Here is a 25,217-nt window from a genome sequence, read left to right on the forward strand (position 1 = left end):
ATTATGCCAATTCAAAAATGTAAGCCAACGTCTCCAGGACGTCGCTTTGTAGAGAAGGTGGTTCATAATCATCTTCACAAAGGCGCGCCTTATGCACCGTTGGTTGAAGCTAAAAAACGTACTGGTGGTCGTAACAATAACGGTCACATTACTACTCGTCACGTTGGTGGTGGTCATAAACAAAACTACCGTATCGTTGACTTCAAACGTAACAAAGACGGCATCCCAGCTGTAGTTGAACGTATTGAATACGATCCTAACCGTACATCTCATATTGCTTTATTGAAATATGCTGACGGTGAGCGTCGTTATATTATTGCTGCTAAAGGCTTACGTGCTGGCGATAAAGTACAATCTGGTAACGATGCTCCAATTCGTCCAGGTAACTGCTTACCGCTTCGTAATATGCCTATCGGTTCTACATTACATAACATTGAGCTTAAAATCGGTAAAGGTGCACAATTAGTGCGTTCTGCTGGTACTTCTGCTCAGTTGTTGGGTCGTGACGGTTCTTACGCAATTATTCGTCTTCGTTCAGGCGAAATGCGTAAAGTACACGTTGAATGTCGCGCTGTGTTAGGTGAAGTATCTAACTCAGAAAGCAACCTTCGTTCACTTGGTAAAGCAGGTGCTGCACGCTGGCGTGGTGTTCGTCCTACCGTTCGTGGTATGGCGATGAACCCAGTTGACCATCCACATGGTGGTGGTGAAGGGCGTAACAAAGGTATTCAACCTGTAAGCCCATGGGGTCAAAAAGCTAAAGGGTACAAAACACGTACCAATAAGCGTACGACTAAGATGATCATTCGCGACCGTCGCGTTAAGTAACAAGTAAAGGAATCTGACAATGCCTCGTTCTCTGAAAAAAGGCCCATTCGTCGATGCGCACTTGTTCGCTAAGGTTGAAGCGGCTATCGCGGCTAATAACCGTAAGCCGATCAAAACTTGGTCGCGTCGTTCGATGATCCTCCCGGATTTTGTTGGTTTAACAATTTCTGTACATAATGGTCGTAACCATGTTCCAGTGATCGTATCTGAACATATGGTTGGTCACAAACTCGGTGAATTCGCGCCAACTCGTACCTATCGTGGTCACGGTGTTGACAAGAAGTCTAAACGTTAAGGTGCTATGATGGAAGTTACTGCTAAATTACGCGGTGCCGCTATCTCGGCACAAAAAACTCGTTTGGTTGCAGACCTAATCCGTGGCAAATCTATTGCTCACGCGCTTAATATCTTAAACTTCAGCAACAAAAAAGCTGCAGTTATAGTGAAAAAAGCATTGGAATCTGCAATTGCAAACGCTGAACACAATAACAGTTTAGATGTAGACGACCTTAAGGTTACTACGATTTACGTTGATGAAGGCACTAGCCTTAAACGTATTATGCCACGTGCTAAAGGCCGTGCAGATCGTATTACTAAGCGTACTTGTCACATTACCGTTAAGGTAGGGGTTTGATATGGGTCAGAAGGTTCATCCAATCGGTATCCGCCTTGGTGTTGTAAAACGTCATAACGCCAACTGGTATGCGAGTCCGAAACAATACGCTGAATATTTGCTTAAAGATCTTCAAGTTCGTGAGTTTTTAACTAAAAAACTTAAAAGCGCGATGATCAGCAAAATTCTTATCGAACGTCCTACAGGCGCTGCTAAAGTAACTATTAGCACTGCTCGTCCAGGTATCGTTATCGGTAAAAAAGGCGAAGACATTGAGAAATTACAGCGTGAACTTACCAAGATTATGGGTGTTCCAGCGCAAGTAAGCATCAACGAAATCGATCGCCCAGACTTAGACGCTCGTTTAGTTGCTGAAGCAATTGCTTCACAATTAGAGAAACGTGTAATGTTCCGTCGTGCTATGAAGCGTGCGGTTCAAAACACTATGCGTGCTGGTGCGAAAGGTATCAAAGTTGAAGTTTCTGGTCGTTTAGGTGGTGCAGAAATTGCACGTACTGAATGGTATCGTGAAGGTCGTGTACCTTTACATACACTTCGTGCTGACATCGACTATTCAACTATGCGCGCTGAAACTACTTACGGTACGATTGGTGTTAAAGTTTGGATTTTCCGTGGCGAGATCTTAGGTGGCATGAAACAAGTCATGAACCCTGCTCCTGCTGAAGAACGTCCAGCTAAACGCGGTCGCGGTCGTGGTGAAGGTCAAGAGCGTCGTGGTCGTCGCAATGATCGTTCTGCTGAAAAAGGAGAATAATCCATGTTGCAACCTAAACGTACTAAATTCCGTAAGGTGCAAAAAGGCCGTAACACTGGTCTAGCGCATCGTGGTAGCACAGTATCTTTCGGTACAATCGCACTTAAATCTGTTGAGCGTGGTCAAATGACTGCTCGTCAAATCGAAGCTGCGCGTCGTACAATTAGCCGTCGTGTTAAACGTGGTGGTAAGATCTTTATCCGTGTTTTCCCAGACAAACCAATTACTGAAAAACCATTAGAAGTTCGTATGGGTAAAGGTAAAGGTTCTGTGGAATACTGGGTTTGCCAAATCAAACCAGGTAAGATCTTGTACGAAATGGATGGTGTTAGTGAAGAATTGGCACGCGAAGCGTTTACGCTTGCAGCTGCTAAGCTTCCATTTAAAACCACTATCGTTACTAAGACGGTGATGTAATGAAAACTAAAGATCTACGTGAAAAATCGGTAGAAGAGTTGGCAGCTTTGCTTGATGAGCAACAGCTTAACCAATTCCGTCTTCGTATGGCGAAAGCAACTGGTCAATTGGGTAAATCGCATGAAGTTGCGTTAACTCGTAAGACTATTGCTCGTATCAAGACCCTCCTTACCGAAAAACAGGGGAACGCACAATGAGTGAGCAAACAGTTCGCACGTTAACAGGCAAAGTAGTAAGTGACAAAATGGACAAGTCTATTGTTGTACTTATTGAACGCCGCGTTCAACACCCGTTGTATGGCAAATCAATCCGCCGTTCAACAAAATTACACGCTCATGATGAGAACAACACTGCTAAAACTGGCGATGTTGTAACCATTAAAGAAAGCCGCCCAATTTCAAAAACTAAAGCTTGGACTTTAGTGGAAGTTATTGAAGCAGCTGCTGAGTAATTAGACGTTCTTGTTGCATCATCGGTCAATTTCGAGTACTCTTTGAGCCTTTCGAAATTGCGACCGGTGATGCTCGGTTTTGGAGTAGGGCAATGATTCAGACCGAAAGTATGCTAGACGTAGCAGACAACAGTGGTGCTCGCCGCGTACAATGTATTAAAGTACTTGGTGGTTCACATCGTCGTTATGCTTCTGTTGGCGACATTATTAAAGTTACTGTAAAAGAAGCAATTCCACGTGGCCGTGTTAAAAAAGGTGACGTGATGAATGCAGTTGTAGTTCGTACTAAATTCGGTATTCGTCGTCCAGACGGTTCTGTGATCCGTTTCGATGATAATGCTGCAGTTATCTTGAACAACAACAAGGCTCCGATTGCCACTCGTATTTTCGGACCAGTGACTCGTGAACTTCGTACTGAACAGTTCATGAAAATCATTTCATTGGCTCCTGAAGTTCTATAATAGAGGCAATCATGGCTAAGATTAGAAAAGGCGATCAAGTAATTGTGATCGCAGGTAAAGAAAAAGGCAAACAGGGTACTGTTTTGTCTGTTTCAAATGACCAAGTTAAGGTTGAAGGCCTTAATTTAGTTAAGAAGCATCAAAAGCCGAACCGTGCAACAGGTGCTGAAGGCGCTATTGTTACACAAGAAGCTTCGCTTCATATTTCAAACGTGGCAGTTTTTAATGCTGCAACCCAAAAGGCTGACCGTGTTGGTTACCAAGTGATTGAAGGCGTGAAAACTCGCGTTTACAAATCAAATGGTGAATCAGTGGCGGTAGCGAAGTAATAGGTTGAACTAGGCTATGGCCAGACTTAAAACACGTTATAACGACGAAATCCGAGCTAAGTTGAAAGAAGAACTTGGTTTGGGCAATGTGATGGAAATTCCTCGCATTACTAAAATCACCATCAACATGGGTGTTGGTGCGGCTTCAGCTGACAAGAAATTGTTAGATGGCGCTTTGGCGGATATGCAAGCTATTGCTGGTCAAAAACCAGTTCTTACATTAGCGCGCAAATCAATCGCTGGTTTTAAAATCCGTGATGGTTGGCCGATTGGTTGTAAAGTAACTTTACGCGGCGAACAAATGTACGAATTCTTAGACCGTTTGATCTCTATCGCTATCCCTCGTATTCGTGACTTCCGCGGTTTTTCTGCGAAATCATTCGATGGTCGTGGTAATTATTCAATGGGTCTCAAGGAACAAATTATGTTCCCTGAAATCGATTTTGATAAGATCGATCGTATTCGTGGTATGGATATTACTATCACTACGACTGCTCGTACTGATGACGAAGGCCGTGCGCTAATCCGTGCATTCGGCTTCCCGTTCAAATAAGAGGTCGATATGGCTAAGAAAAGTATGATTAATCGCGAATTGAAACGCGAAACTACAGTTGCTAAATACGCTGCAAAACGTGCTGAATTAAAAGCTACGATTGCAAACGTAAATGCATCTGATGAAGAACGTTTCGAAGCGATGATGAAGTTACAAGCATTACCACGTAATGCGTCTCCAGTACGTCTTCGTAACCGTTGTGGTTTAACTGGTCGTCCTCATGGTTACTTCCGTAAGTTCGGCTTAAGCCGTAACAAATTACGTGACACAGTAATGCAGGGTGATGTACCGGGCGTTGTTAAGGCAAGCTGGTAAGGAGCGACTATAAATGAGTATGCAAGATACCGTTGCCGACATGCTAACACGTGTTCGTAACGCACAAATGGCAAAGAAACAAACTGTTTCTATGCCTAATTCTAAGTTGAAAGTTGCAATTGCAAACGTACTTCAACAAGAAGGTTACATTTCAAATGTAGAAGTTGCTGATCTTGAAGGCAAAGCTACTTTGACAATTACTTTAAAATATTTTGAAGGCAAACCAGTTATCGAAACTGTGAAACGCGTAAGCCGTCCAGGTCTACGTCAGTATCGCGGTAAAGATGCACTTCCGAGCGTTAAGCAAGGTTTAGGTATTGCAATTGTTTCTACAAGCAAAGGCATCATGACTGATCGCGCTGCACGTGCTGCAGGCGTTGGTGGTGAAGTTATTGCTTTTGTTTCTTAATAGGTGATTCCTCATGTCTCGTGTGGCTAAAGCCCCAGTAACTGTACCTAACGGTGTAGCAGTTACTCAGAACGGCCGGCAGGTCGAAGTGAAAGGCAGCAAAGGTACGTTGTCTTTCAACCTGCATGCGCTGGTCGAGCTTAAACAGGAAGAAGGTCAACTTCATATTGCTCCAGTTAAAGAATCTCGCGATTCTTGGATGCAAGCTGGTACTGCTCGCGCTGTTCTTAATAACCTTGTAAAAGGTGTTAATGAAGGCTTCGAACGTAAGTTACAACTTATCGGTGTTGGTTATAAAGCTGCGGTTAAAGGTACAGTTGTGAACCTTAACCTTGGTTATTCTCACCCGATTGATTACGCTCTTCCTGAAGGTGTAACTGCTGAAACTCCGACTGCTACTGAAATCATTTTGAAATCAGCTAACAAGCAATTGTTAGGTCAAGTTGCTGCAGAAATCCGTGGTTATCGTCCACCAGAGCCGTATAAAGGTAAAGGTGTTCGCTATTCTGACGAAGTTGTTCTTCGTAAAGAAGCTAAGAAGAAATAAGGCGCGAGGTTCTTATGAACGAAAAGAAACAATCCCGTTTGCGTCGTGCGAAAAGCACACGCTTGCACATTCGTGCATTGGGTGCGACTCGCTTGTGTGTAAACCGCACGCCGCGTCACATCTATGCTCAAGTTATTTCTGCAGATGGTGGCAAAGTATTAGCGCAAGCTTCTACTTTGGATGCATCTTTACGTAGCGGAACTACAGGTAATGTAGATTCAGCAACTAAAGTAGGTGCTTTAATCGCAGAACGTGCAAAGGCTGCTGGTGTAACTAAAGTTGCATTTGACCGTTCTGGTTTTAAATATCATGGTCGTATCAAAGCCTTGGCTGATGCTGCTCGTGAAAACGGCTTGGAGTTCTAATCATGGCTAAAGTTGAACAAAACGAAGGTCTTGTTGAAAAGCTGGTTGCCGTTGATCGTGTAGCCAAAGTTGTTAAGGGTGGTCGTATCTTCTCTTTCACAGCATTAACTGTTGTGGGTGATGGTAATGGTCGTGTAGGTTTTGGTCGCGGTAAAGCGCGTGAAGTTCCAGCTGCTATTTCTAAAGCACTTGAAGCTGCACGCCGCAACATGATCACTGTTGATCTTGTTGATGGTACTGTACAACATCCTATTCATGCTCGTCATGGCGCTAGCCGTGTTTACATGCAACCTGCATCTGAAGGTACTGGCGTAATCGCTGGTGGTTCTATGCGCGCAGTTTTAGAAGCTGCTGGTGTACGTAACGTATTGACGAAATGTTATGGTTCTACTAACGCGGCTAACGTTGTAAATGCAACTTTTAATGGTTTACGTGATATGACGTCTCCTGAGAAAGTTGCTGCTAAACGTGGTCTTTCAGTAGAACAAATTTTAGGGTAATCAATCATGAAAACGATTAAAGTTACCCAGACTAAATCTTCTTCGCATCGTTTGAAAAATCACAAACTTTGCCTACAAGGTTTAGGTCTGCGTCGTATTGGTCATACAGTAGAAGTAATAGATACACCTTCTAACCGTGGTATGATCAACAAAGTCTACTATATGGTTAGTGTAGAGGAATAAGCCATGACTCTGCGTTTAAATGAGCTTGCACCTGCTGAAGGTGCAAAACGTGATAATCGTCGTTTAGGCCGTGGTATCGGTTCTGGTGTCGGTAAGACTGGTGGCCGTGGTGTCAAAGGTCAGAAATCACGTAAAAGTGGTGGCGTTCGTCCAGGCTTTGAAGGTGGTCAAACTGCGTTATATCGTCGTTTACCTAAATTCGGTTTCACAAGCCAATTGGCTTTGAAAACTGCTGAAGTACGTTTGTCTGAACTTGCTAAAGTTGAAGGTGATATTATTTCACTTGAAACTTTGAAAGCTGCGAATGTTGTACGTAAAGATATGTTGCGTGCTCGTGTTGTTCTTTCTGGTGAAATCACTCGTGCATTCACTGTTCAAGGTGTTGCATTGACTAAAGGCGCTAAAGCTGCTCTTGAAGCTGCTGGCGGTAAAGTCGAGGAGTAATCGCGAGTGACTATGTCTCCTAGTTCTTCAGGTCATGTTAACATGATGAAAGGTCAACCATTTCATGTGAAATATCGTGAAATTATTCGCCGATTAATGTTCTTGATTGGTGCATTGGTAGTCTTTCGACTAGGAGCGCATATTCCGCTGCCAGGTATTGATAATGTTGCTCTAGAACGTTTTTTCAAAGCTAATGAAGGTACTTTTTTAGGTTTGTTTAATATGTTCTCGGGTGGAGCATTAGAACGAATGTCCATTCTGGCGTTAGGTATCATGCCGTACATTTCTGCATCTATTATTGTGCAGTTGATGTCGACCGTGGTGCCTTCGTTAGAAGCATTGAAGAAAGAAGGCGAGCAAGGTAAGCGTAAGATTAATCAATATACGCGTTACGGCACCCTTTTACTTGCATTAGTCCAAGGTATCGGGATGTGTGCTGGTCTAATCAGTCAAGGTATTACTTTGACTTCAGGACTGGCTTTTTACATTCCAGCGCTAACATCGTTAGTTGCAGGTACCATGTTCTTAATGTGGTTAGGTGAGCAAATTACTGAACGCGGTGTTGGTAACGGTATCTCAATGATTATCTTTGCAGGTATTGTTGCTGGTTTACCAAACTTAGTGATCCAAGCATTTACTTCGGTAGATAATGGCCAATCAAGTTTAATTGGTTTGGCTATCTTTGGATTGCTATCAGTTGCTGTTTTAGCAGCGATTGTGTTTATTGAAAAAGCTCAACGTCGTATACCTGTGAACTATGCTCAAAAACAGCAAGGTCGTCGTGTATTCACTGCACAGCAAACGCATTTGCCATTGAAGATCAACATGGCAGGGGTTATTCCAGCAATTTTCGCAAGTTCGTTATTGTTGTTCCCTGCAAGTTTAGGTCAATGGTTAGGTAGTGCTGATCCAAATGCAGGAATTGTAAAACGTAGCCTACAAGATTTGGCATTGGTATTATCGCCTGGACAACCGTTGTATTTAGTGCTCTTCGGTGCGTTAATTATCTTTTTCTGTTATTTCTATACGGCGCTTGTTTTTAGCCCGAAAGAAGTATCAGAGAACTTGAAACGCAGTGGAGCTTATGTACCTGGTATTCGCCCAGGTGAGCAAACTGCTCGTTACTTAGATCATATTCTTAATCGTTTGACGTTTATTGGTGCAATCTACATTACAGTCATCTGTTTAATGCCGATGATTTTACAAAGTTCTTTTGGTATTCCATTCCATTTGGGTGGTACCTCATTACTTATCGTAGTTGTTGTTGTTATGGACTTTATGGCTCAGCTTCAAGCCCATTTGACATCACACCAGTATGACGATCAATCGTTAATGAGAAAAACGACTGCTCATCCTAAGGGATAAGCGCACTTAGAAGGTTTCATCATGAAAGTACAAGCTTCTGTAAAGAAAATTTGTGGTAGCTGTAAAGTTATCCGTCGTAATGGGGTTATTCGCGTAATTTGCAGCGCAGAACCTCGTCATAAGCAGCGTCAAGGTTAATTTAATTAAGACCTGTTGATTTCAGTAGGCTAATTAGGTTATTATCCGCCCCTCAAGATTTTTGTGGGGCGGTTGATTATCTCTACTGCCTTTTTGGAGAAATTTGAATGGCTCGTATTGCCGGTGTAAACATTCCGGATAACAAGCATGCTGTTATCTCTCTCACGTATATTTTTGGTATTGGCCGCCACACAGCTAAAAACATTTTAGCTGCTGCAGGTATTACGACTACTACTAAAATTCGTGAATTAGATGATGCTCAGCTTGATGCGATTCGTGCAGAAGTTGCTAAGGTTCCGACCGAAGGTGACTTACGTCGCGAAATTTCCATGAACATTAAACGTTTAATGGATTTAGGCTGCTACCGCGGTCTTCGTCATCGTCGCAGCTTGCCTGTTCGCGGACAACGCACCAAAACTAACGCACGTACCCGTAAAGGTCCGCGCAAACCTATTAAGAAATAAGATTTCTGGAAGCTAAAAGATGGCTAAAGATACTCGCACACGCAAGAAGGTCACTCGTACCGTCTCTGAAGGTGTTGCACACATTCACGCTTCTTTTAATAACACCATTGTTACGATTACTGATCGTCAAGGTAATGCATTGGCTTGGGCTACTTCAGGTGGACAAGGCTTCCGTGGATCACGTAAATCAACTCCGTTTGCTGCTCAGGTAGCTGCTGAAGTTGCTGGTAAAGCTGCTTTAGATTACGGTTTGAAAAACTTGGACGTCCTTGTAAAAGGTCCTGGTCCAGGTCGTGAATCTGCGGTTCGTGCATTAGGTGCAGTGGGTTATAAAATTAACAGCATTACCGATGTGACACCGATTCCGCACAACGGTTGCCGTCCACCTAAAAAACGTCGCGTGTAAGGAGAAACATTCATGGCTCGTTATATTGGTCCAAAATGCAAACTCTCTCGCCGCGAAGGGACAGACCTGCAATTAAAATCTGGCGTTAAACCATTTGACGTCAAAACAAAAAAATCTGCTAAAGCTCCTGGTCAACATGGCCAAAGCCGTGCTAAACAATCAGAGTATTCACTACAATTACGTGAAAAACAAAAAGTACGTCGCATGTACGGTGTTTTAGAGCGTCAATTTAGTAACTACTACAAAGAAGCTGCTCGTGTTAAAGGCGCAACAGGTGAAAACTTGTTGAAATTGCTTGAAAGCCGCCTCGATAACGTTGTTTATCGCATGGGTTTTGGTTCTACACGTGCAGAAGCTCGTCAGCTGGTATCTCACCGTTCAATCACTTTAAATGGTCGTCGTGTTAACATCGCGTCTATCCAAGTTAAAGCGGGCGACGTGATTGCAGTTCACGAAAGCGCTAAACAACAATTACGTATCAAAAACGCAATTGAATTAGCTGCTCAACGTGGAACAGCTGCTTGGATTGAAGTAGATCATTCAAAACTTGAAGGTACATTTAAAGCTGCACCAGATCGTTCTGATTTACCTGCTGAAATCAACGAAAGCTTGATTGTAGAATTGTATTCTAAATAATCCTTGAGGTAGCAATAATGACGCGTACTGCAAACGAGTTTCTAACTCCGCAAGCGATCAAGGTCGAAGCGGCAAGCGGGACCTCGGCAAAAGTGATTCTTGAACCATTAGAGCGTGGCTTTGGTCATACTCTTGGTAATGCTTTACGTCGCATCCTTTTGTCTTCTTTACCTGGCGCAGCCGTGGTTGAAGTAGAGATTGAGGGTGTCGAGCACGAGTACAGTACTTTAGAAGGCTTGCAGCAGGACATCGTCGAGCTCTTGCTGAACCTAAAAGGATTGTCTATTAAGCTGTTCGATCAAAACGAAGCATATTTGACATTGGAAAAACAAGGTCCTGGCGATGTAACTGCTGCTGACCTTCGTTTACCACATAATGTTGAAGTGGTTAACCCTGAACATCTGATTGGTACTTTAAGTGCTTCAGGCTCATTAAAAATGCGCTTGAAAGTTTCTCAAGGTCGTGGTTATGAAACTTCTGACTCTCGTTTCCCTGAAGGCGAAACGCGTCCTGTAGGTCGTCTACAGTTAGATGCTTCTTATAGCCCGATTAAACGTGTGTCTTACACAGTTGAAAATGCTCGTGTAGAACAACGTACTGACCTTGATAAGCTCGTCATTGATCTTGAAACGAATGGAACTGTAGATCCTGAAGAAGCTATCCGCAAAGCGGCAACAATCTTGCAACAACAAATTGCAATTTTTGTTGATCTTCAGAAAGATCAAGCTCCAGTTGCTCAAGAGCCACGTGAAGAAGTTGATCCAATCTTGCTTCGTCCAGTTGATGATCTAGAGCTTACTGTTCGTTCTGCTAACTGTTTGAAAGCAGAAAATATTTACTACATTGGTAATCTAGTACAGCGTACTGAGGTTGAGTTGCTTAAAACTCCTAACCTTGGTAAAAAATCGCTTACTGAGATCAAAGATGTTCTGGCTTCTAAGGGCTTACAGCTCGGCATGCGTTTAGAGAACTGGCCACCAGCTAGTCTCCGTATGGACGATCGTTTCGCCTATCGTAGCCGTTAATTAAGTAGGACTATCACCATGCGTCATCGTAATAGTGGTGTGAAATTAGGCCGTACCAGCAGCCATCGTAAAGCGATGTTTCAAAACATGGCTAATTCTTTGTTTGAGCATGAGTTAATTAAAACTACTGTGCCTAAAGCAAAAGAGTTACGTCGTGTAGCTGAGCCTTTAATCACTTTAGCTAAAAACGATACTGTAGCAAACCGTCGTTTGGCGTTTGCTCGTACTCGTTCAGCAGCAACAGTTGGTAAATTATTTACCGTTCTTGGCCCTCGTTACAAAGAACGTAACGGCGGTTATCTACGTGTTCTTAAAGCTGGTTTCCGTGCAGGTGATGCTGCACCGATGGCTTATGTAGAACTTGTGGATCGTGAAGTAAACTAATTACTCACGTCACAGAACAATCGGTTGTTCGAAAAAGGTCGGTGTTTCATCGGCCTTTTTTTATGCCTTTTTGTTGGACAATTTATGGTTTTGTCCCAAATTGACTTAAATTTCGTCAGAAAAATGCAAACTTGACATTGCGTATTGTCAGATTTGTGCTTTAATAAAAAAGTACTCTTAAAAAGGTTATAAAAACAACATGGAAAAGCAAGTTGATATTCTTATCGTTGGTGCAGGTATCTCTGGTATTGGTGTAGCTGCGCATCTTTCAAAACACTCACCACAACGTTCATTTGAAATTATTGAGCGTCGTGAGAGCTTCGGTGGTACTTGGGATTTATTTAAATATCCGGGTATCCGTTCCGATTCAGATATGTCTACTTTTGGGTTTAATTTTAAACCATGGCAAAAAGCCAATGTCTTGGCAGATGGCGCTTCGATTAAAGGCTATGTTGCTGAAGTTGTCGATGAATTTAAACTAAAAGATAAAATTCATTTTAATCAACGTGTACGTACTGCAAATTATGATTCATCAATTAAAAAATGGGTCGTACAAATTGAAGATGAAAATCAAAAACTCAATACGTGGGTTGCAAACTTTGTAATCGGATGTACGGGTTATTATAATTATGATCAAGGTTATCAACCTGATTATCCAGGTAAAAATGATTTTAAAGGCGAATTTATTAACCCACAATTTTGGCCTGAAAACTTAGATTATACGGGTAAAAAAGTAGTGATTATTGGTAGTGGTGCAACAGCTATTACCTTAGTGCCTGCGATGTCAAAAGGTGGAGCAGGGCATGTGACCATGTTGCAACGTTCACCAACCTATATTGCTTCAATCCCATCTATTGATTTTGTTTATGACAAAATGCGTAAGGTTTTACCTGAAGATGTGGCATATAAGTTAACCCGTGCACGTAATATTGGTATGCAACGCGGTATTTATGCGCTTGCACAAAAACAACCGAAGTTACTGCGTAAGTTCTTACTCAAATCGATTGAAATGCAATTAAAAGGTAAAGTGGATATGAAACACTTTACCCCAACATATAATCCGTGGGATCAGCGGTTATGTGTTGTGCCAGATGGTGACTTATTTAAGATTTTACGTTCTGGTAAAGCCAGCGTTGAAACAGATCAAATTGAGAAAATTACAGCAACAGGTATCCAATTAAAATCTGGTAAGCATTTAGATGCGGATATCATCGTTTCAGCAACAGGTTTAGAAATCCAAATCTTGGGTGGTATCAAAGCTACAATTGATAATAAGCCAATGAATACGTCTCAGCACATGCTGTATCAGGGTGTGATGGTTAGCGATGTGCCAAATATGGCAATGATCATTGGTTATATCAACGCGTCATGGACATTGAAGGTTGATATTGCAGGTGAGTATATTTGCCGTCTTGTAAACTATATGGACAAGAAGGGCTATGACGAAGTTATTCCTCAAGGTGATGCAACTGAATTGATGGAAGATACGGTGATGGGTAGTTTAAGCTCAGGGTATATTGCTCGTGCGGCGGATGTGATGCCAAAACAAGGTAAGCATGCACCTTGGAAAGTGTCGAATAACTATTTAGCAGATCGTAAAGAACTTAAAAATGCCAAGTTTGAAGATGGTGTTTTAAAATTTCATAAGCGTGAAGCGCAACTCGCAAAAAAGCCTAAACTGGTTTCTTAATCAAACCTAGAAATCACTCAACTAAGAAATAGCAAAATAAACAAGCTATGAAATAAACAAGGAGCGAAAGCTCCTTTTTATTGCAACAGGAAAATTGATTTAAAAAGAATGCTTGGCGATAGAAAAAGGAGCCAAAGCTCCTTTAACTGTCATGAGATAAATTATAAAGAACGAGAAATCAGTTCTTTCATAATCTCGTTTGTACCTGCATAAATACGATTTGCCCGATTATCGATATAAGCGCGTGCAATTGGATATTCCAGCATATAACCATACCCACCATGTAATTGAAGGCATTCATCAACCACATTAGAGAATACTTCTGAAATTTTGTATTTTGCGGCAGCTGCAGCATCAACACCTAATGTACCTTCAAGTTGTAATTCCATACAACGGTCGAGGTAAGCACGGCAGAAATCAATTTCTGTACGCATTTCAGCAAGTTTAAAACGTGTATTTTGAAAAGCACCGATCGGTTTACCAAACGCTTTACGGTCTTTGGTATATTGAACGGTATGTGCTAGCGCTGCTTCTGCGCCTGCTTGACAGATAATCGCGACCAGCATACGTTCCCATGCCAACTCTTTCATCAGCATGATAAAACCCATGCCTTCCATACCCAATAAATTTTCTTTTGGCACACGAACATCTTCAAAGAACAATTCGCAAGTATCTTGTCCTTTCATACCAATTTTATTGAGTGGTTTTCCTTTGCTAAAGCCAGCACGGTCAGCTTCAACGATAATCAAAGATAGGTTGGCAGAACCTTTCTCTGAACTGCCTGTTTTACATACGACAATTGCCATATCGCATAGATAACCATTGGTAATAAAGATCTTAGAACCATTGATTACATATTCATCCCCATCTAAAACAGCGGTGGTGCGAACACCTTGTAGGTCTGAGCCTGTTCCTGGTTCTGTCATCGCAATGGCTGTGACGGTTTCTCCAGAAGCCATTTTAGCAATCCAATGTTTTTTCTGCTCTTCATTACCAAAGTTGTTGATGTAGTTGGCAACAATATCCGAGTGCAAAGAAAAACCTGTAGAAGAATCCATTGCATAGGCTTGTTCTTCAATCAGAATCATACTGTAGAGGCGATCTACGCCATAGCCACCATATTCTTCAGGCATAGTCGCACAGAGCAGACCCATTTCACCTGCTTTGTTCCATAAATCGCGATCTACATGTTGTTGCTGTTCATATTTAGCAATATTTGGCACAACTTCTTTTTCATAAAATTTACGTACTGTTTCACGAAAAGCATCGTGATCGGAATTAAACAATTTACGAGGCAACATATTGGTTAAAGGTCGGATAGCACCTGATTGCATTTTTATAATATCCATATGAGTTTTAGTGAGTTGAAATTATGTGAATTGCTTATTTGTCGCAATGAGATGAATGCTCAAAACTCATTTTTAAATGATGAATTTGGTCATTTAGAAGAATTTAGCGAGAAATTGATCGGGAATCGGGTAAACTAAGTCAGAATTAACCATTGGGGGAAAATGATGTCAGAAGAACTTACTTTAGAAGAACGTAAAGTGATTTATCGTGCTCGTCGCGGTTTAAAAGAGATTGATGTATATTTTGACCCATACGTAAAACAATATTACTTAGAAGCAAGTGCCCAAGAAAAAGCCTTGTTTAAAGAGTTAGTTGATCAAGAAGACCCAGATTTATTGGATTGGTTTATGGAAGTTTCAGAGCCACCTCGACCTGAACTCAGAAGCTTGATCAATAAACTTAAAGATTATGTCCACGGATGAGTTAAAAACTCACCAACGATATCAATTCAAACCCAGTCGTATTGCACTGGGTTTTCAGCTTTTGTGTTTAACAATTATTTTTATAGTGCTGTACTCCATTATCACTGTATGGATAAGTGTATTACTGCTGTTGTTGGCATGCTTCAGTCTAAAAATATTTAGAATGCGTCCACAAGTCCGAAGTTTAGAACATTTTGATTTAGATCAGTGGACCTTACAATATGAGGATTCCAATCAAATTCATCATGTACAAATTCAGCAAATGATTGATCATCGATTTTATATTGCAGTGTATTTTTGTGAGAAAAACAATAAAAGTTTAATTATTTGGCAAGATCAAGTGAGCAAAATACAGTGGAAATCTTTAAAATCTCGGGTTAAATTAAGTTAATTGTCTAACAAGTATAAAAAATATAATTTTAATTTAATTTAAATAAAACATAACCTTATTTATATTTTTGCTTATTTAATATTCATTGTTAGACCAAATATATACAAAATAGCGCAATTGTAAAATTGTCCGACAATTATCTCTGTAAAAATCTGATCTTGCATGTAAATTAAAACTACCAACAGCGAGGAGGAATTTCCAAATGGGTGAAATTCATACGTTTTGGTTCTTAGTGGTTGCAATTGTTTTTGCAATTATATTTGGAAGACTAGGAACTATGCTGAGGGAACAGATTGAGAAAGCTAACGCTAACAGTGTTAACGGTAGCAAATTTAAAAGACTTAAAACCAATAAACTCTCTTAAAGAGTTTACCTTTTAACAAGTAGCATGTGCTGAACCGTCGCAATGCTACTTTTTTTTGCTTAAAATTTGTATAAAAACCAGATCAGGTCAATTGAATACTTTCTATATTGTGGCAAATTCTTCAGATGAAATTAGAGCTATTACTCTGTTATTCAGAGATTGCATCTGATATTGTTATTTTAAAAGGGATATAAACACAATTATATAGAGGACAGGAAGTATGTCTAAGGTCCACAAGCTTGGTCAATTGATGCTGACCGCTGTTGTTGCCTCATCTGTGTTATCAGGTTGTTCATATGTTGTAAAATCAGGTGCCAATGTTGCGCTTGGCTTTAGTGAAAAACATATCGTCCCACCCATTTTGGCGGGCAATGATACTGATATGGCGTGCAACTCAGGCAATGCATTAACGCCAGCGATTATGGCAACAAAAGATATGGGGGCCGACCCAACCCGTATGGCAGTATTGTTATATTCAGCTGCGGGGATGTGTGCAGAAAATCGTGCTTTGGATGCAGAACTCAGATATTTACGTGCTTCAAAAGACGGTAAAGTGACTGAAGCGCAAGATGCTCGTATAGAACAAAAACGTTGGGCAGCCCTTGCCGCAGAACGTCAATACACGGGTTATCAATTATTTGCAGAACGTTGGCAGGCAAAATATAAATATACTTTAGGTGATTCTTGTCCAACCATGCGTAAGGACTTAGATCAAACCATCTATTTAATTGGTATGCTCAGTGGTTTGCAATCGATGACCAATGACATTAACTCTGGCGGTGCAGTGAATGTACCGAAAGATATTGCTGCGATTGTCGAACGTGGTATGGCATGTTTAGACAATAACAAATTCTGGGGTGCGCCAATGGCGACACGTGCAGTGATTTGGGTATTGTTACCAGGTGCAGGAGATGGTAAGCCTGATCCAACACAGACCTTACAACAATCAATGCAAATCGCAGAACAGAAAGGTGTTCGTTTAGCATTTGCAATGAATGCCGTTGCAGCGCAAGCCAGTGGTGATGATGCTAAATTAAGAGCGGCGTTAAAAGCCTATGCCGCATCGCGTGCAGATGATAAGCCAGTAAACCCTGAATTTAGATTATTAGATGGTATGGCCGGTCAAATGGTTCAAGGTATTGCAGATCGTTATTGGACTGAACATACTGGTGTTCGTGCAGCAGATGATGGCATGACCACATTCTGGGATGAACAAGCATCTACGGGTGATGATGAATTGTTTAATGATCTACCTGCACCGACCGAAGAGCCAAGTGCTTCAGCTGACGAACCTGTAGCAAATCCATAGTATTCAATTGCATGAATTGGTTAGAATTGAGGAAGAGCGATAGCTCTTCTTTTTTTATGGTGTAGCATGGAACAACACAAGTTAGATAAAAATATATTGTTTATTGCAACCAGTATCATTTTTTTTGCAATTCTTCAGCTTTTTCAAACTCATTTCATTTATCAGCACGATGTTTTTTTAAGCCAGCCTTGGCGCTGGTGGACAGGGCATTGGGTTCATGTGGGATGGATTCATTATGTTTTAAATGTTTTGGCTTTGGCTTGTTTACCCTTTTTATTTCCAAACATTAAAAAGCAAGTTTTTATTGCTTTATTGCTTATTTTACCGCCTTTACTCAGTCTCTGTTTTTATCTGATTTATCCTCATATTTTTGCTTATGCAGGTTTGTCTGGCATTCTTCATGGTCTGTTTGTATTTTGTGCAATCGTCAGTTTAAAAGAAAAGCCAGAACGAAATTTTGCCTTCATCGTATTGTTATGCATCTTCGGCAAAATCGCATGGGAACATTTTTTTGGTGCACTACAAACTGAACAATTGATTGGTCATCCTGTTTTAATACAGGCGCATTTGCTTGGGGTGATTTTTGGAAGTATTTGTGCCATCTTGAGCTTAATTTTTCGACTTAATGTTATGAAATAGACAATGAATCAAGAATATTATTTGTATGAAGTATTATTCTATAAAATTTCATTATTTTGATGAGGTTAAGCACATAGAAGTGTAAAGATATTTAAAAAATAAATTTGAATGAATGCTTTGTAATGAATGGATGCTGATTCTCATTTGTGGTTAATTATGTGAATGTTACATCCATTTTAGTTGTAAAAAATATAAGTACTTAGTTGTTTTTTCACATTTAATGATAAGACTATAGATGAGTTGACAAAAAGCTCGCCAAAAAAATTAATCTTTGTCATGTTTTTCTTAGGAAAATTAGGGCAAATTTGAGTGGTGATGATAGGAATGGGTATTGGTAAAGGATTTTACCTCTCACCTAATAATAAAAGATAAGCTGTGCAAGCGATTGTACACTGGTTATAAAAACTGGAATAACAATGCAAGAACCTGTAAATAATAGATCGGGATTAGGTCTACTCAGTTATCTCTGGAATGAGTGGTTCTCAACCTTTTCCATCCTTATTCTGCTTCTCCTGACCTTGATCATTGGGACAGGGGATATGATTCATGGGCAAATGCTTCGTTTAGGTGAACGCCTATATGGAGACGAAAAAATAGGAATGCAATATTCCTTTTTACGTGCTGAGCCCAACAAACCTTCATGTGACCGCAATGTAGATATCGATAAGCTTGTCAAAGAAAAAATGCAACAGGAAGCCAGTGATCCTGATGCGGCATTTTTTGGTTTAACGCCAGAAGCAGATGTTCGCGCTTCATTCGTTTCAGCTCAAACGGATTGTGAACAGAAGTATGCGTTCTATGATAAATCGATCAAACATATGGAAGATCATCCATCCCTTCGTTCATATCGTTCGATGGAAACGGGTTTCTTCTGGATATTAAAATGGGGCTCTGAACATCGCGTACTCATCCTGATTTTGATGGTGGTGATTGCTGCAATTACAGCATCATTGAAGATGCATCATATTGGGCTACGTCCAGCGCGTACTAAGCTTGATTTTAAAGTCTATAATATTGCGATGGTACTGGGGAATGCCTTACTGAGCTTCTCGGTCATTAGCCAATATCGTTCAGTACTCAATTCTGGTGTTGAATCGACCATTGAAACGATTGGAGTCTATTGGCTATGGATGATTCTGTTTGTAGTCTTAACAGTCATCAGCCTGTTTAAATTATTCCGTACACCAGAAAATGCTGAAGAAGGCGGTAAATTTGGCCTTGCGCTGTTGAGCATACCTTTATATGCCTTTATGGCAATTGTGACAGGTATTGCGTTTACTTTCTTTATGGACTACCCAATGGGGCAAGGTATTTACCTTGGCTTGTTGACTGAATTTTCAAATATCTTCCTTAACTTAGCACTGTTTATTTGGGCAGGGATGTTATTGACCCAAACACGTGTGATGGATCTTTTCTTGGCGATTCTTCGTCCTTGGAACTTAGCGCCTGAAACGTTGACGTGGATCATTTTGATTGGTGCAGCAATTCCAACCGCATATACAGGTGCTTCGGGAATCTTCGTTGTTGCTGCTGGTGCGATTATCTATAAAGAAGTGTGGAATTCAGGTGCACGTCGTCAATATGCACTGGCTGTTTCGGCAATGTCTGGTTCACTGGGTGTTGTATTACGTCCGTGTCTCTTGGTGATCTTAATTTCAATGCTGGATAGCCGTCATGTAACTTCAGACGAGTTATTTGATCATGGTATTTATGTATTCTGGTTAACCGCATTTATTTTCTTAGGGGTGTCGTTATTCCTTGCAGAGAATAAGTTCCGTATTAACTCACCGAAAACTGCTGTCCCAGGTATGTTGCGTGCTTTCGTTCCAGTGCTTCCATATATCTTGATTGTTGCTGTCGTGATTGGCTTCTATCAGTTTGGTCTGGACACGAAAATGGATGAATTTACTGCACCTGTAATTCTTCCAATCATGTTATTGGCATTTATTTTATTTGATAAGTTATTTGGTAATAAATTACCGATACCAGAAAACCCAAATAAAGCGCTTGCTCTAGAGCATGAAAAAAATTCTGAATACTTACGTGAGCATGGTGATACCGCTGAAACGAAACGTGGCTTCCGTAGCGCAATTCGTTTTGCAACATCGGAAAGTGTTGGTCATATTGGTGCGTTAATTATCCTAATGGCATTGTCTGCAAGTGTTGGTGGTCTGATTGAACGTAGTGAAATCGTGACCATGGTTCCAACGCATCTGGGTAGTATCTTGGTGACACTTGGCTTTATGGCATTGTTACTTGCATTAATTGGTATGACAACAGATCCATTTGGTGCGGTGATTCTTGTTGCTGCGACGATTGCGCCAGTTGCATTTGAAAATGGTATTCATCCGATTCACTTCTGGATGATCGTACTGGTTGCATTTGAGTTTGGTTATGTTACGCCACCTGTTGCGCTCAATCATTTGCTGACGAGGCTCTCGGTCGGTGATGCAGAGGTTGCCGCCGCCGATGCTGAGGCAAAAGCCAAATATACAAGCTTCTACTATCGTTATGAGCGTTGGATTTTGCCAATCGTGGTGCTGTTCTCAGCATTGGTGATTGTGACCTATGCGCCGTACATGTTTAACTTGTTTGACTGGTATGCCAGTAAATAATTGAATGTCTAAAAAGCGCCTTCGGGCGCTTTTTTTCTGTCTGTGGCTTTGAATAGATTTAGTGATCTTTAAATTGAAACTGCTGAATGTACTCACTCGGCGTCAAACTGGTTTCACGTTTAAACATGGCACTAAAGGCACTGGCACTGTCATAGCCCAAATCAAGTGCAACATTGAAAATAGATTTATTCATTGCCAAATCAGTCATGGCTTGCATCAGCCTTGCCTGACGTACCCAATGACTAAAATGCATATTGGTTTCTTTCTGAAAATGCCGAGTAAGGGTTTTCGGACTAACATGTAAAAATTGGGCGGCATGTTCGAGTGTCCATGTATGGCTGAGATCAAGTTTGATTTCAGCACAAAGCTTTTGTAATTTAATATTTTGTGGCTCAGGTAAGTTAAATGGTAGAACAGGGAGAAGCTCCAACTCATCTAAAATTAGTTCAAGCAATCGTGCTTCACGACTTTGAGGATGGATTGTGGTTTGAATCTGCATCGCTGAGCGAATAAGCTCTTTTAGCAGGGGCGAGATCGTGACAACACGACATTCATTGACTAATTTTGAACGCGCATCTGGCTCAATAAATACACCATAAGCTTGCACATCACCACTGATCAGTAACGCATGAGCCTTATATGCTGGAATCCATACACCGCGTCCCGGTGGCGTGACCCATGTTCCTTCTGTCGTTTGAATACGGAGAACACCAGAAAGCGTATGAATCAGTTGGATACGTTCATGGCTATGCCAATCTTCAATATGCCCATGGGAATAATTTTCAGTAAAGGCATAAATTGGATAATCTAAAAATCCATGATCATAATTATTCCCCACGATTTACTCCTCAATCAATACGGCACTGCCAATCATATATTCGTGGAATTGCTTAGACCTCAAGCATAATGTCCTTTTTGCGATAGTTATTGTCATTTTGTCGTACAAATACAAAATGATTATTTTTTAACATGGTTGAATCTTTCTGTATAGGCAGAGCAGCATGTTTCAAAAAGCTTATTTCTACCCATTGTTCGCCATTTTATTTTGGGCTGGAAATGTGATTGTGTCTAAAATGGCAAGTCATGCAATTTCACCTGTGGCGATTACATTTTATCGTTTGGTTTTTGCGCTCGCGGTGATGAGTACTTTTGTATTGATTCCCACGTGGAAAAATCGCCATATTATTCGCCAGTATTGGAAACATTTGGCTTTAGGTGGATTTCTTTCTGTATCCTTATTCCAATTTTTGTCTTATCAAGCAGCGACAACCACAACAGCGACCAATATGGCGATTGTGACGGCATTGATTCCATTATTGACGATTATTTTAAGTACATGGATTTTAAAAGATCAGATTAGCTATGGCTTAGTGATCGGAGGCTTCTTATCATTCTATGGCATTTTGTATTTATTGAGTCATGGTCATATTGCCCAAGTTTTTAGCCAAGGTATGCATCTTGGAGATGGCTTGATGTTGCTTGCCGCAATCGGCTACGCCTTATATGGTGTGCTGTTAAAACGTTGGAAAATGCCGATCCCTGCATGGCAATCGAATTTTGTGATGTCGAGCTTTGCCATCTTATATGTTTTGCCGTTTTTTATCTTTTTACCCGCATCACAAATGCAACTGAATCAACAGACCATTCCTTTGATTTTGTATGCCAGTATTTTCTCATCGATTTTATTGTCTTATCTATGGATTGAAGGTGTAAGACATTTGGGACCCAATAAAAATAGTATTTTTATGAATTTATTGCCTGTGTTTACAGCTTTAATTGCCGTGGTGCTCTTGGGTGAACATTTACAAGTTTTTCATTTGATTGGTGGTGGTTTAACACTCTGTGGAATTTTATTGGCGCAAATTATCCAAAAGCCAATCCAATGGAAAAAATCAACACAGCAGTCATTGGACTCACTTTAAAATATTGAAATGTCTATTGTTCAAATTGAAAAAAGCCTTAACTTATAAAGAGGTTAAGGCTTTCTGATATCAGATCGTCATTTTTGCCCATGATCAAAATTATTGATTTTGTGCGGCCATTTGCTGTTGAAGTAGCTTGATTTGCTCTTCCTTAAGTTTAATCAATTGATCCGCATCAGCATGTTGTGATTTTAGGTTTTGTTGCTGATCATCAAGTTGTTTTTGGATATCTTCTAGTTTAGCCACTTCTTCTTTAGCTAAACTGGCATTTTCAGGAATTTTATCTTTTAAAATTGATGCTTTGACCAATTCTACATTGGCAGCCTCTGAAGCAGCACTTTGTTCAACAGGCGTTGCCACAGGGGGTGCCGTTGCTTCCACTTTCTTCGCAGCAGGTGTAGTCTGATTCAATGGCTCATTGATTTGGGTGCTTTCAGAGGTGTTATTTAACCAGAAAAAAATAGCAATTAAAACGATAACTGCCCCCAACCCGCCTGCAATAATCCACATTAATTTTGAATTGTTTCTTTGTTCTATATGCATTTTATTCGGTCCGATCTATTTTGAAGAGCGAGGCTTGAATTGAATGACCCCAATTTCATCAGGTATAGCAGGTTCTTCAGGCGCATCTACATGGGTAGGGCGATTTTCAGAATATCCACACTCGATGCATTCAATCCATTCAGCATCGCCTTGGGTGAGCATAACAATACGATCCATCGCTTCACATTTTGGACATTTTGCACCAGCAATGAAACGACGTCTAATATTCATACACCCACCACACTTTAAACAATTTTGGCCGTTAGTTTAAGCGTTTTTTTAGCTATTCGTCCAACCTTGATGACGTAATAATGCATCTATTTTAGGTTCACGACCACGGAAATTGATAAATGCATCAAGTGCTGTATCTTTTCCGCCAACTGCAAGGATTGCCTTACGGAACTCTTGTCCAGTTTGGGTATTAAACACACCTTCATTTTCAAAGCGGTCAAAAGCATCACTTGCTAAAACTTCTGCCCATTTATAAGAATAATAACCCGCAGCGTAACCACCCGCAAAAATATGGCTAAAGCCATTTTGGAAGCGGTTATAAGGTGCTGTTGCTAAAACAGCATACTTCTGGCGAATATCATCTAAAGTGGCTTGGATTTGTTCGGCATTTAGTGCAGGTGTAAGTTTATGAATGGTTAAATCGAACAGTGCAAACTCAATTTGTCGTAAAGTTTGCATACCTGACTGGAAGAAACGAGCATCGAGTAATGCTTTTAAAAGATGCTCAGGAAGTGAGTCTTTAGATTCAATATGTTCACTGATTAAAGCCAAGCTTTCCGTATCCCATGTCCAAAATTCCATAAACTGGCTAGGTAACTCCACTGCATCCCATGCAACGCCGTGCGTTCCAGCAACTGCAATATTGTCTACTTCGGTCAACATATGGTGTAAGCCATGACCAAACTCATGAAATAAGGTATTGACTTCATCATGCGTTAATAGGGCAGGCTGATCACCGACAGGCGGGGTAAAGTTCCCAACCATATAGCAGATTGGTTTTTGTAACCCCGTTTCGGTTTGCATACGCGAGCGGAAACCACTCATCCATGCACCACCACGTTTACCGTTACGTGCATAGAGGTCAAAGTAAAAACCACCAATCACAGTGCCTTGGTCTTCTAGTTCATAATAATGAGCATCTGTATGCCAAAGTGGTGCTTGGCGTTCAATGACTTGGATTCCATATAAACGATTGACCACATTAAATAAGCCTTGAATCACTTTAGGCGCAGGGAAGTATGGTTTTAAATCTTCCTGAGAAAGGTTGAACTGTTGAACTTTTAGTTTTTCAGAATAATAACTACTGTCCCAAGGTTTTAGCTCATCTATGCCATCTTGTTTGGCAATGGCTTTGAGTTCTTCGATTTCTTTTAATGCAGGTGTACGTGCATGCTCTGCTAAATCAACCAGAAATTGATCAACAGTGGCCACATCGGGTGCCATTTTTGAAGCAAGTGAGTATTCTGCAAAATTGTCAAAACCTAAAAGCTTGGCCATTTCCTGACGTAAGCTGAGGATTTCAACCATCACGGGTGCATTGTCAAATTGCGTATCGCTGGCTTGATCTGAGGCGCGTGTAACATAAGCGTGATAGATTTCTTCACGGAGCGCGCGATCTTCTGCATAGGTCATGATGGCCAAATAAGATGGAATATCTAAGGTAGCAACAGGCTGATCTAGTTCGCGTTGTTGACCATATTGTTTGAGTAATTCAATACTGCCTTGCGGTAGACCTTTAAGCTGATCCGTGGTTAAAGTTTTGCTATAGGCTTGAGTCGAATCCAAAACATGATTAGAAAAATCAGAAGACAGTTGTGATAATCGTGCTGAAATTTCTGCATAGCGCTTTTTAGCCTCACCTTCGAGGGCAACACCTGAAAGTTTAAAATCACGTAAAGCCAGCTTAATTGCACTTTGTTGCGCCGTTGGCAAGTCGCTAAAAATCGCATGATCATAAACATTTTGATAAGTTTGGAACAAGGCAACGTGTTGACCGATCTGAGTGTAGTATTCACTTAGACTTGGCAATAAGGCTTGATAGACTTCACGCGTTTCAGTGTTATTCATCACTGCATTGAGGTGTGACAAAATTCCCCAAGATTCACTCATGTTATTTTCAAGTGAATCTACATTTTCGATCACTGCAAGTTGTTGTTGAATGCTTTCAGGGACTTGGACCAAGTCATTTAAAAAGTTTTGACCGTCTTGGATGGCTTTTTCAATATTTTGTTTGAGTTGATCTAAACTAATTTGATCAAATTGCGGTACTGGCAACGTTGCCTGTTCTAGTGTCATGAGCTTTATGCCAAATCATTTCTTAAGTTATAGATAGATGTAGGGCTTCTGGCAGGG

General features: G+C 40.8%; 36 protein-coding genes and 1 pseudogene. 32 read left to right on the forward strand and 5 right to left on the reverse strand.

What is annotated here, in order from left to right; translation table 11 throughout:
* Positions 1–3 precede the first annotated feature (3 nt).
* From rplB to F981_RS21540, 25 genes and pseudogenes are all read left to right on the forward strand, one after another.
* Positions 4–828 carry a 50S ribosomal protein L2 gene (rplB, locus tag F981_RS21420; protein ID WP_004725686.1) on the forward strand — a complete coding sequence of 275 codons (825 nt, stop codon included), beginning with the start codon at positions 4–6 and terminating at the stop codon, positions 826–828.
* 19 nt (positions 829–847) lie between these two features.
* Positions 848–1,123 carry a 30S ribosomal protein S19 gene (gene rpsS / locus F981_RS21425; RefSeq protein ID WP_004281508.1) on the forward strand — a complete coding sequence of 92 codons (276 nt, stop codon included), beginning with the start codon at positions 848–850 and terminating at the stop codon, positions 1,121–1,123.
* A 9-nt stretch (positions 1,124–1,132) separates the two neighbouring features.
* On the forward strand, positions 1,133–1,462 hold the full coding sequence (gene rplV, locus F981_RS21430) for a 50S ribosomal protein L22 (protein ID WP_004725688.1): 330 nt from the start codon (positions 1,133–1,135) through the stop codon (positions 1,460–1,462).
* 1 nt (position 1,463) lies between these two features.
* Positions 1,464–2,280, forward strand: a pseudogene (gene rpsC, locus F981_RS21435) (30S ribosomal protein S3).
* Complete coding sequence (gene rplP / locus F981_RS21440) at positions 2,220–2,633, forward strand: 50S ribosomal protein L16 (RefSeq protein WP_004725694.1); 414 nt, start codon at positions 2,220–2,222, stop codon at positions 2,631–2,633. Before rpsC ends, rplP begins: the two are co-directional and overlap by 61 nt.
* Positions 2,633–2,830 carry a 50S ribosomal protein L29 gene (gene rpmC, locus F981_RS21445; RefSeq protein ID WP_004725696.1) on the forward strand — a complete coding sequence of 66 codons (198 nt, stop codon included), beginning with the start codon at positions 2,633–2,635 and terminating at the stop codon, positions 2,828–2,830. The genes rplP and rpmC overlap by 1 nt, the downstream gene beginning before the upstream one ends.
* A complete protein-coding gene (rpsQ, locus tag F981_RS21450; RefSeq protein WP_004725698.1) occupies positions 2,827–3,084 on the forward strand; it encodes a 30S ribosomal protein S17 in 258 nt (85 codons plus the stop codon). The genes rpmC and rpsQ overlap by 4 nt, the downstream gene beginning before the upstream one ends.
* Before the next feature lie 92 nt (positions 3,085–3,176).
* The gene (gene rplN / locus F981_RS21455) at positions 3,177–3,545 is read left to right on the forward strand and encodes a 50S ribosomal protein L14 (RefSeq protein WP_004725701.1); all 369 of its coding nucleotides are present in this window, start codon (positions 3,177–3,179) and stop codon (positions 3,543–3,545) included.
* Between the two features lie 11 nt (positions 3,546–3,556).
* Positions 3,557–3,874 carry a 50S ribosomal protein L24 gene (gene rplX, locus F981_RS21460; RefSeq protein ID WP_004725703.1) on the forward strand — a complete coding sequence of 106 codons (318 nt, stop codon included), beginning with the start codon at positions 3,557–3,559 and terminating at the stop codon, positions 3,872–3,874.
* 16 nt (positions 3,875–3,890) lie between these two features.
* Positions 3,891–4,427 (forward strand): 50S ribosomal protein L5, encoded by a 537-nt coding sequence (gene rplE / locus F981_RS21465; RefSeq protein WP_004725705.1) that lies wholly within the window; start codon positions 3,891–3,893, stop codon positions 4,425–4,427.
* 9 nt (positions 4,428–4,436) lie between these two features.
* Positions 4,437–4,742: a 30S ribosomal protein S14 gene (gene rpsN, locus F981_RS21470; protein WP_004725707.1), complete on the forward strand. Its 306-nt coding sequence runs from the start codon at positions 4,437–4,439 to the stop codon at positions 4,740–4,742.
* 13 nt (positions 4,743–4,755) lie between these two features.
* Positions 4,756–5,151 (forward strand): 30S ribosomal protein S8, encoded by a 396-nt coding sequence (rpsH, locus tag F981_RS21475; RefSeq protein ID WP_004725709.1) that lies wholly within the window; start codon positions 4,756–4,758, stop codon positions 5,149–5,151.
* Between the two features lie 13 nt (positions 5,152–5,164).
* A complete protein-coding gene (gene rplF / locus F981_RS21480) occupies positions 5,165–5,698 on the forward strand; it encodes a 50S ribosomal protein L6 (protein WP_004725711.1) in 534 nt (177 codons plus the stop codon).
* A 14-nt stretch (positions 5,699–5,712) separates the two neighbouring features.
* Positions 5,713–6,063, forward strand: coding sequence for a 50S ribosomal protein L18 (gene rplR / locus F981_RS21485; RefSeq protein ID WP_004725713.1), 351 nt, complete (start codon positions 5,713–5,715; stop codon positions 6,061–6,063).
* Positions 6,064–6,065: 2 nt separating this feature from the next.
* On the forward strand, positions 6,066–6,563 hold the full coding sequence (rpsE, locus tag F981_RS21490) for a 30S ribosomal protein S5 (protein WP_004725715.1): 498 nt from the start codon (positions 6,066–6,068) through the stop codon (positions 6,561–6,563).
* Between the two features lie 6 nt (positions 6,564–6,569).
* Positions 6,570–6,746 carry a 50S ribosomal protein L30 gene (gene rpmD, locus F981_RS21495; RefSeq protein WP_004725717.1) on the forward strand — a complete coding sequence of 59 codons (177 nt, stop codon included), beginning with the start codon at positions 6,570–6,572 and terminating at the stop codon, positions 6,744–6,746.
* 3 nt (positions 6,747–6,749) lie between these two features.
* A complete protein-coding gene (gene rplO / locus F981_RS21500; RefSeq protein ID WP_004725719.1) occupies positions 6,750–7,190 on the forward strand; it encodes a 50S ribosomal protein L15 in 441 nt (146 codons plus the stop codon).
* 45 nt (positions 7,191–7,235) lie between these two features.
* The gene (secY, locus tag F981_RS21505) at positions 7,236–8,555 is read left to right on the forward strand and encodes a preprotein translocase subunit SecY (RefSeq protein ID WP_171066869.1); all 1,320 of its coding nucleotides are present in this window, start codon (positions 7,236–7,238) and stop codon (positions 8,553–8,555) included.
* Between the two features lie 21 nt (positions 8,556–8,576).
* Positions 8,577–8,693 (forward strand): 50S ribosomal protein L36, encoded by a 117-nt coding sequence (gene rpmJ / locus F981_RS21510; RefSeq protein WP_000867907.1) that lies wholly within the window; start codon positions 8,577–8,579, stop codon positions 8,691–8,693.
* A 107-nt stretch (positions 8,694–8,800) separates the two neighbouring features.
* Positions 8,801–9,157 (forward strand): 30S ribosomal protein S13, encoded by a 357-nt coding sequence (rpsM, locus tag F981_RS21515; protein ID WP_004725722.1) that lies wholly within the window; start codon positions 8,801–8,803, stop codon positions 9,155–9,157.
* A gap of 19 nt (positions 9,158–9,176) precedes the next feature.
* Positions 9,177–9,563 carry a 30S ribosomal protein S11 gene (rpsK, locus tag F981_RS21520; protein WP_001040166.1) on the forward strand — a complete coding sequence of 129 codons (387 nt, stop codon included), beginning with the start codon at positions 9,177–9,179 and terminating at the stop codon, positions 9,561–9,563.
* A gap of 12 nt (positions 9,564–9,575) precedes the next feature.
* Complete coding sequence (gene rpsD / locus F981_RS21525) at positions 9,576–10,199, forward strand: 30S ribosomal protein S4 (RefSeq protein WP_004725725.1); 624 nt, start codon at positions 9,576–9,578, stop codon at positions 10,197–10,199.
* A gap of 17 nt (positions 10,200–10,216) precedes the next feature.
* On the forward strand, positions 10,217–11,224 hold the full coding sequence (locus F981_RS21530; RefSeq protein ID WP_004725727.1) for a DNA-directed RNA polymerase subunit alpha: 1,008 nt from the start codon (positions 10,217–10,219) through the stop codon (positions 11,222–11,224).
* Between the two features lie 18 nt (positions 11,225–11,242).
* Complete coding sequence (rplQ, locus tag F981_RS21535) at positions 11,243–11,608, forward strand: 50S ribosomal protein L17 (protein WP_004281488.1); 366 nt, start codon at positions 11,243–11,245, stop codon at positions 11,606–11,608.
* A gap of 199 nt (positions 11,609–11,807) precedes the next feature.
* Complete coding sequence (locus tag F981_RS21540; RefSeq protein WP_004725729.1) at positions 11,808–13,298, forward strand: flavin-containing monooxygenase; 1,491 nt, start codon at positions 11,808–11,810, stop codon at positions 13,296–13,298.
* A 161-nt stretch (positions 13,299–13,459) separates the two neighbouring features.
* Here the strand turns inward: F981_RS21540 and F981_RS21545 are convergent, their stop codons facing one another.
* Positions 13,460–14,632: an acyl-CoA dehydrogenase family protein gene (locus F981_RS21545; RefSeq protein ID WP_004725731.1), complete on the reverse strand. Its 1,173-nt coding sequence runs from the start codon at positions 14,630–14,632 to the stop codon at positions 13,460–13,462.
* Positions 14,633–14,812: 180 nt separating this feature from the next.
* Here F981_RS21545 and F981_RS21550 point away from each other — a divergent pair, with 180 nt between their 5' ends.
* The 6 genes from F981_RS21550 (at position 14,813) to F981_RS21570 (ending at position 20,388) form a co-directional block, all read left to right on the forward strand.
* Positions 14,813–15,070, forward strand: coding sequence for an FAD assembly factor SdhE (locus tag F981_RS21550; RefSeq protein ID WP_004725733.1), 258 nt, complete (start codon positions 14,813–14,815; stop codon positions 15,068–15,070).
* Positions 15,071–15,233: 163 nt separating this feature from the next.
* Complete coding sequence (locus F981_RS21555; protein WP_004725735.1) at positions 15,234–15,461, forward strand: hypothetical protein; 228 nt, start codon at positions 15,234–15,236, stop codon at positions 15,459–15,461.
* A gap of 202 nt (positions 15,462–15,663) precedes the next feature.
* The gene (locus F981_RS24055; protein WP_004725737.1) at positions 15,664–15,825 is read left to right on the forward strand and encodes a hypothetical protein; all 162 of its coding nucleotides are present in this window, start codon (positions 15,664–15,666) and stop codon (positions 15,823–15,825) included.
* Between the two features lie 220 nt (positions 15,826–16,045).
* On the forward strand, positions 16,046–17,134 hold the full coding sequence (locus F981_RS21560) for a hypothetical protein (protein ID WP_004725739.1): 1,089 nt from the start codon (positions 16,046–16,048) through the stop codon (positions 17,132–17,134).
* A 66-nt stretch (positions 17,135–17,200) separates the two neighbouring features.
* Entirely contained in the window at positions 17,201–17,773 is a 573-nt protein-coding gene (gene rrtA / locus F981_RS21565) for a rhombosortase (RefSeq protein WP_004725740.1), read from the forward strand.
* Positions 17,774–18,189: 416 nt separating this feature from the next.
* A complete protein-coding gene (locus F981_RS21570; RefSeq protein ID WP_004725742.1) occupies positions 18,190–20,388 on the forward strand; it encodes a TRAP transporter large permease subunit in 2,199 nt (732 codons plus the stop codon).
* Positions 20,389–20,446: 58 nt separating this feature from the next.
* On the opposite strand, the gene F981_RS21575 is transcribed toward F981_RS21570, so the two are convergent.
* A complete protein-coding gene (locus F981_RS21575) occupies positions 20,447–21,226 on the reverse strand; it encodes an AraC family transcriptional regulator (RefSeq protein WP_004725744.1) in 780 nt (259 codons plus the stop codon).
* A gap of 163 nt (positions 21,227–21,389) precedes the next feature.
* On the opposite strand from F981_RS21575, the gene F981_RS21580 reads away from it, so the two are divergent.
* Positions 21,390–22,310, forward strand: a complete 921-nt coding sequence (locus F981_RS21580) for a DMT family transporter (protein ID WP_004725746.1) — start codon at positions 21,390–21,392, stop codon at positions 22,308–22,310.
* A gap of 99 nt (positions 22,311–22,409) precedes the next feature.
* Here F981_RS21580 and F981_RS21585 read toward each other — a convergent pair whose 3' ends face one another.
* Genes F981_RS21585 through F981_RS21595 form a run of 3 tightly spaced genes read right to left on the reverse strand, consistent with a single transcriptional unit; the run spans position 22,410 to position 25,160 of the window.
* Positions 22,410–22,853: a hypothetical protein gene (locus F981_RS21585; protein ID WP_004725747.1), complete on the reverse strand. Its 444-nt coding sequence runs from the start codon at positions 22,851–22,853 to the stop codon at positions 22,410–22,412.
* A 15-nt stretch (positions 22,854–22,868) separates the two neighbouring features.
* Entirely contained in the window at positions 22,869–23,078 is a 210-nt protein-coding gene (locus F981_RS21590; RefSeq protein ID WP_171066870.1) for a YheV family putative zinc ribbon protein, read from the reverse strand.
* 54 nt (positions 23,079–23,132) lie between these two features.
* On the reverse strand, positions 23,133–25,160 hold the full coding sequence (locus F981_RS21595) for a M3 family metallopeptidase (RefSeq protein ID WP_004725750.1): 2,028 nt from the start codon (positions 25,158–25,160) through the stop codon (positions 23,133–23,135).
* Positions 25,161–25,217: the final 57 nt, after the last annotated feature.

The organism is Acinetobacter guillouiae CIP 63.46, from assembly GCF_000368145.1.
GTDB lineage: Bacteria > Pseudomonadota > Gammaproteobacteria > Pseudomonadales > Moraxellaceae > Acinetobacter > Acinetobacter guillouiae.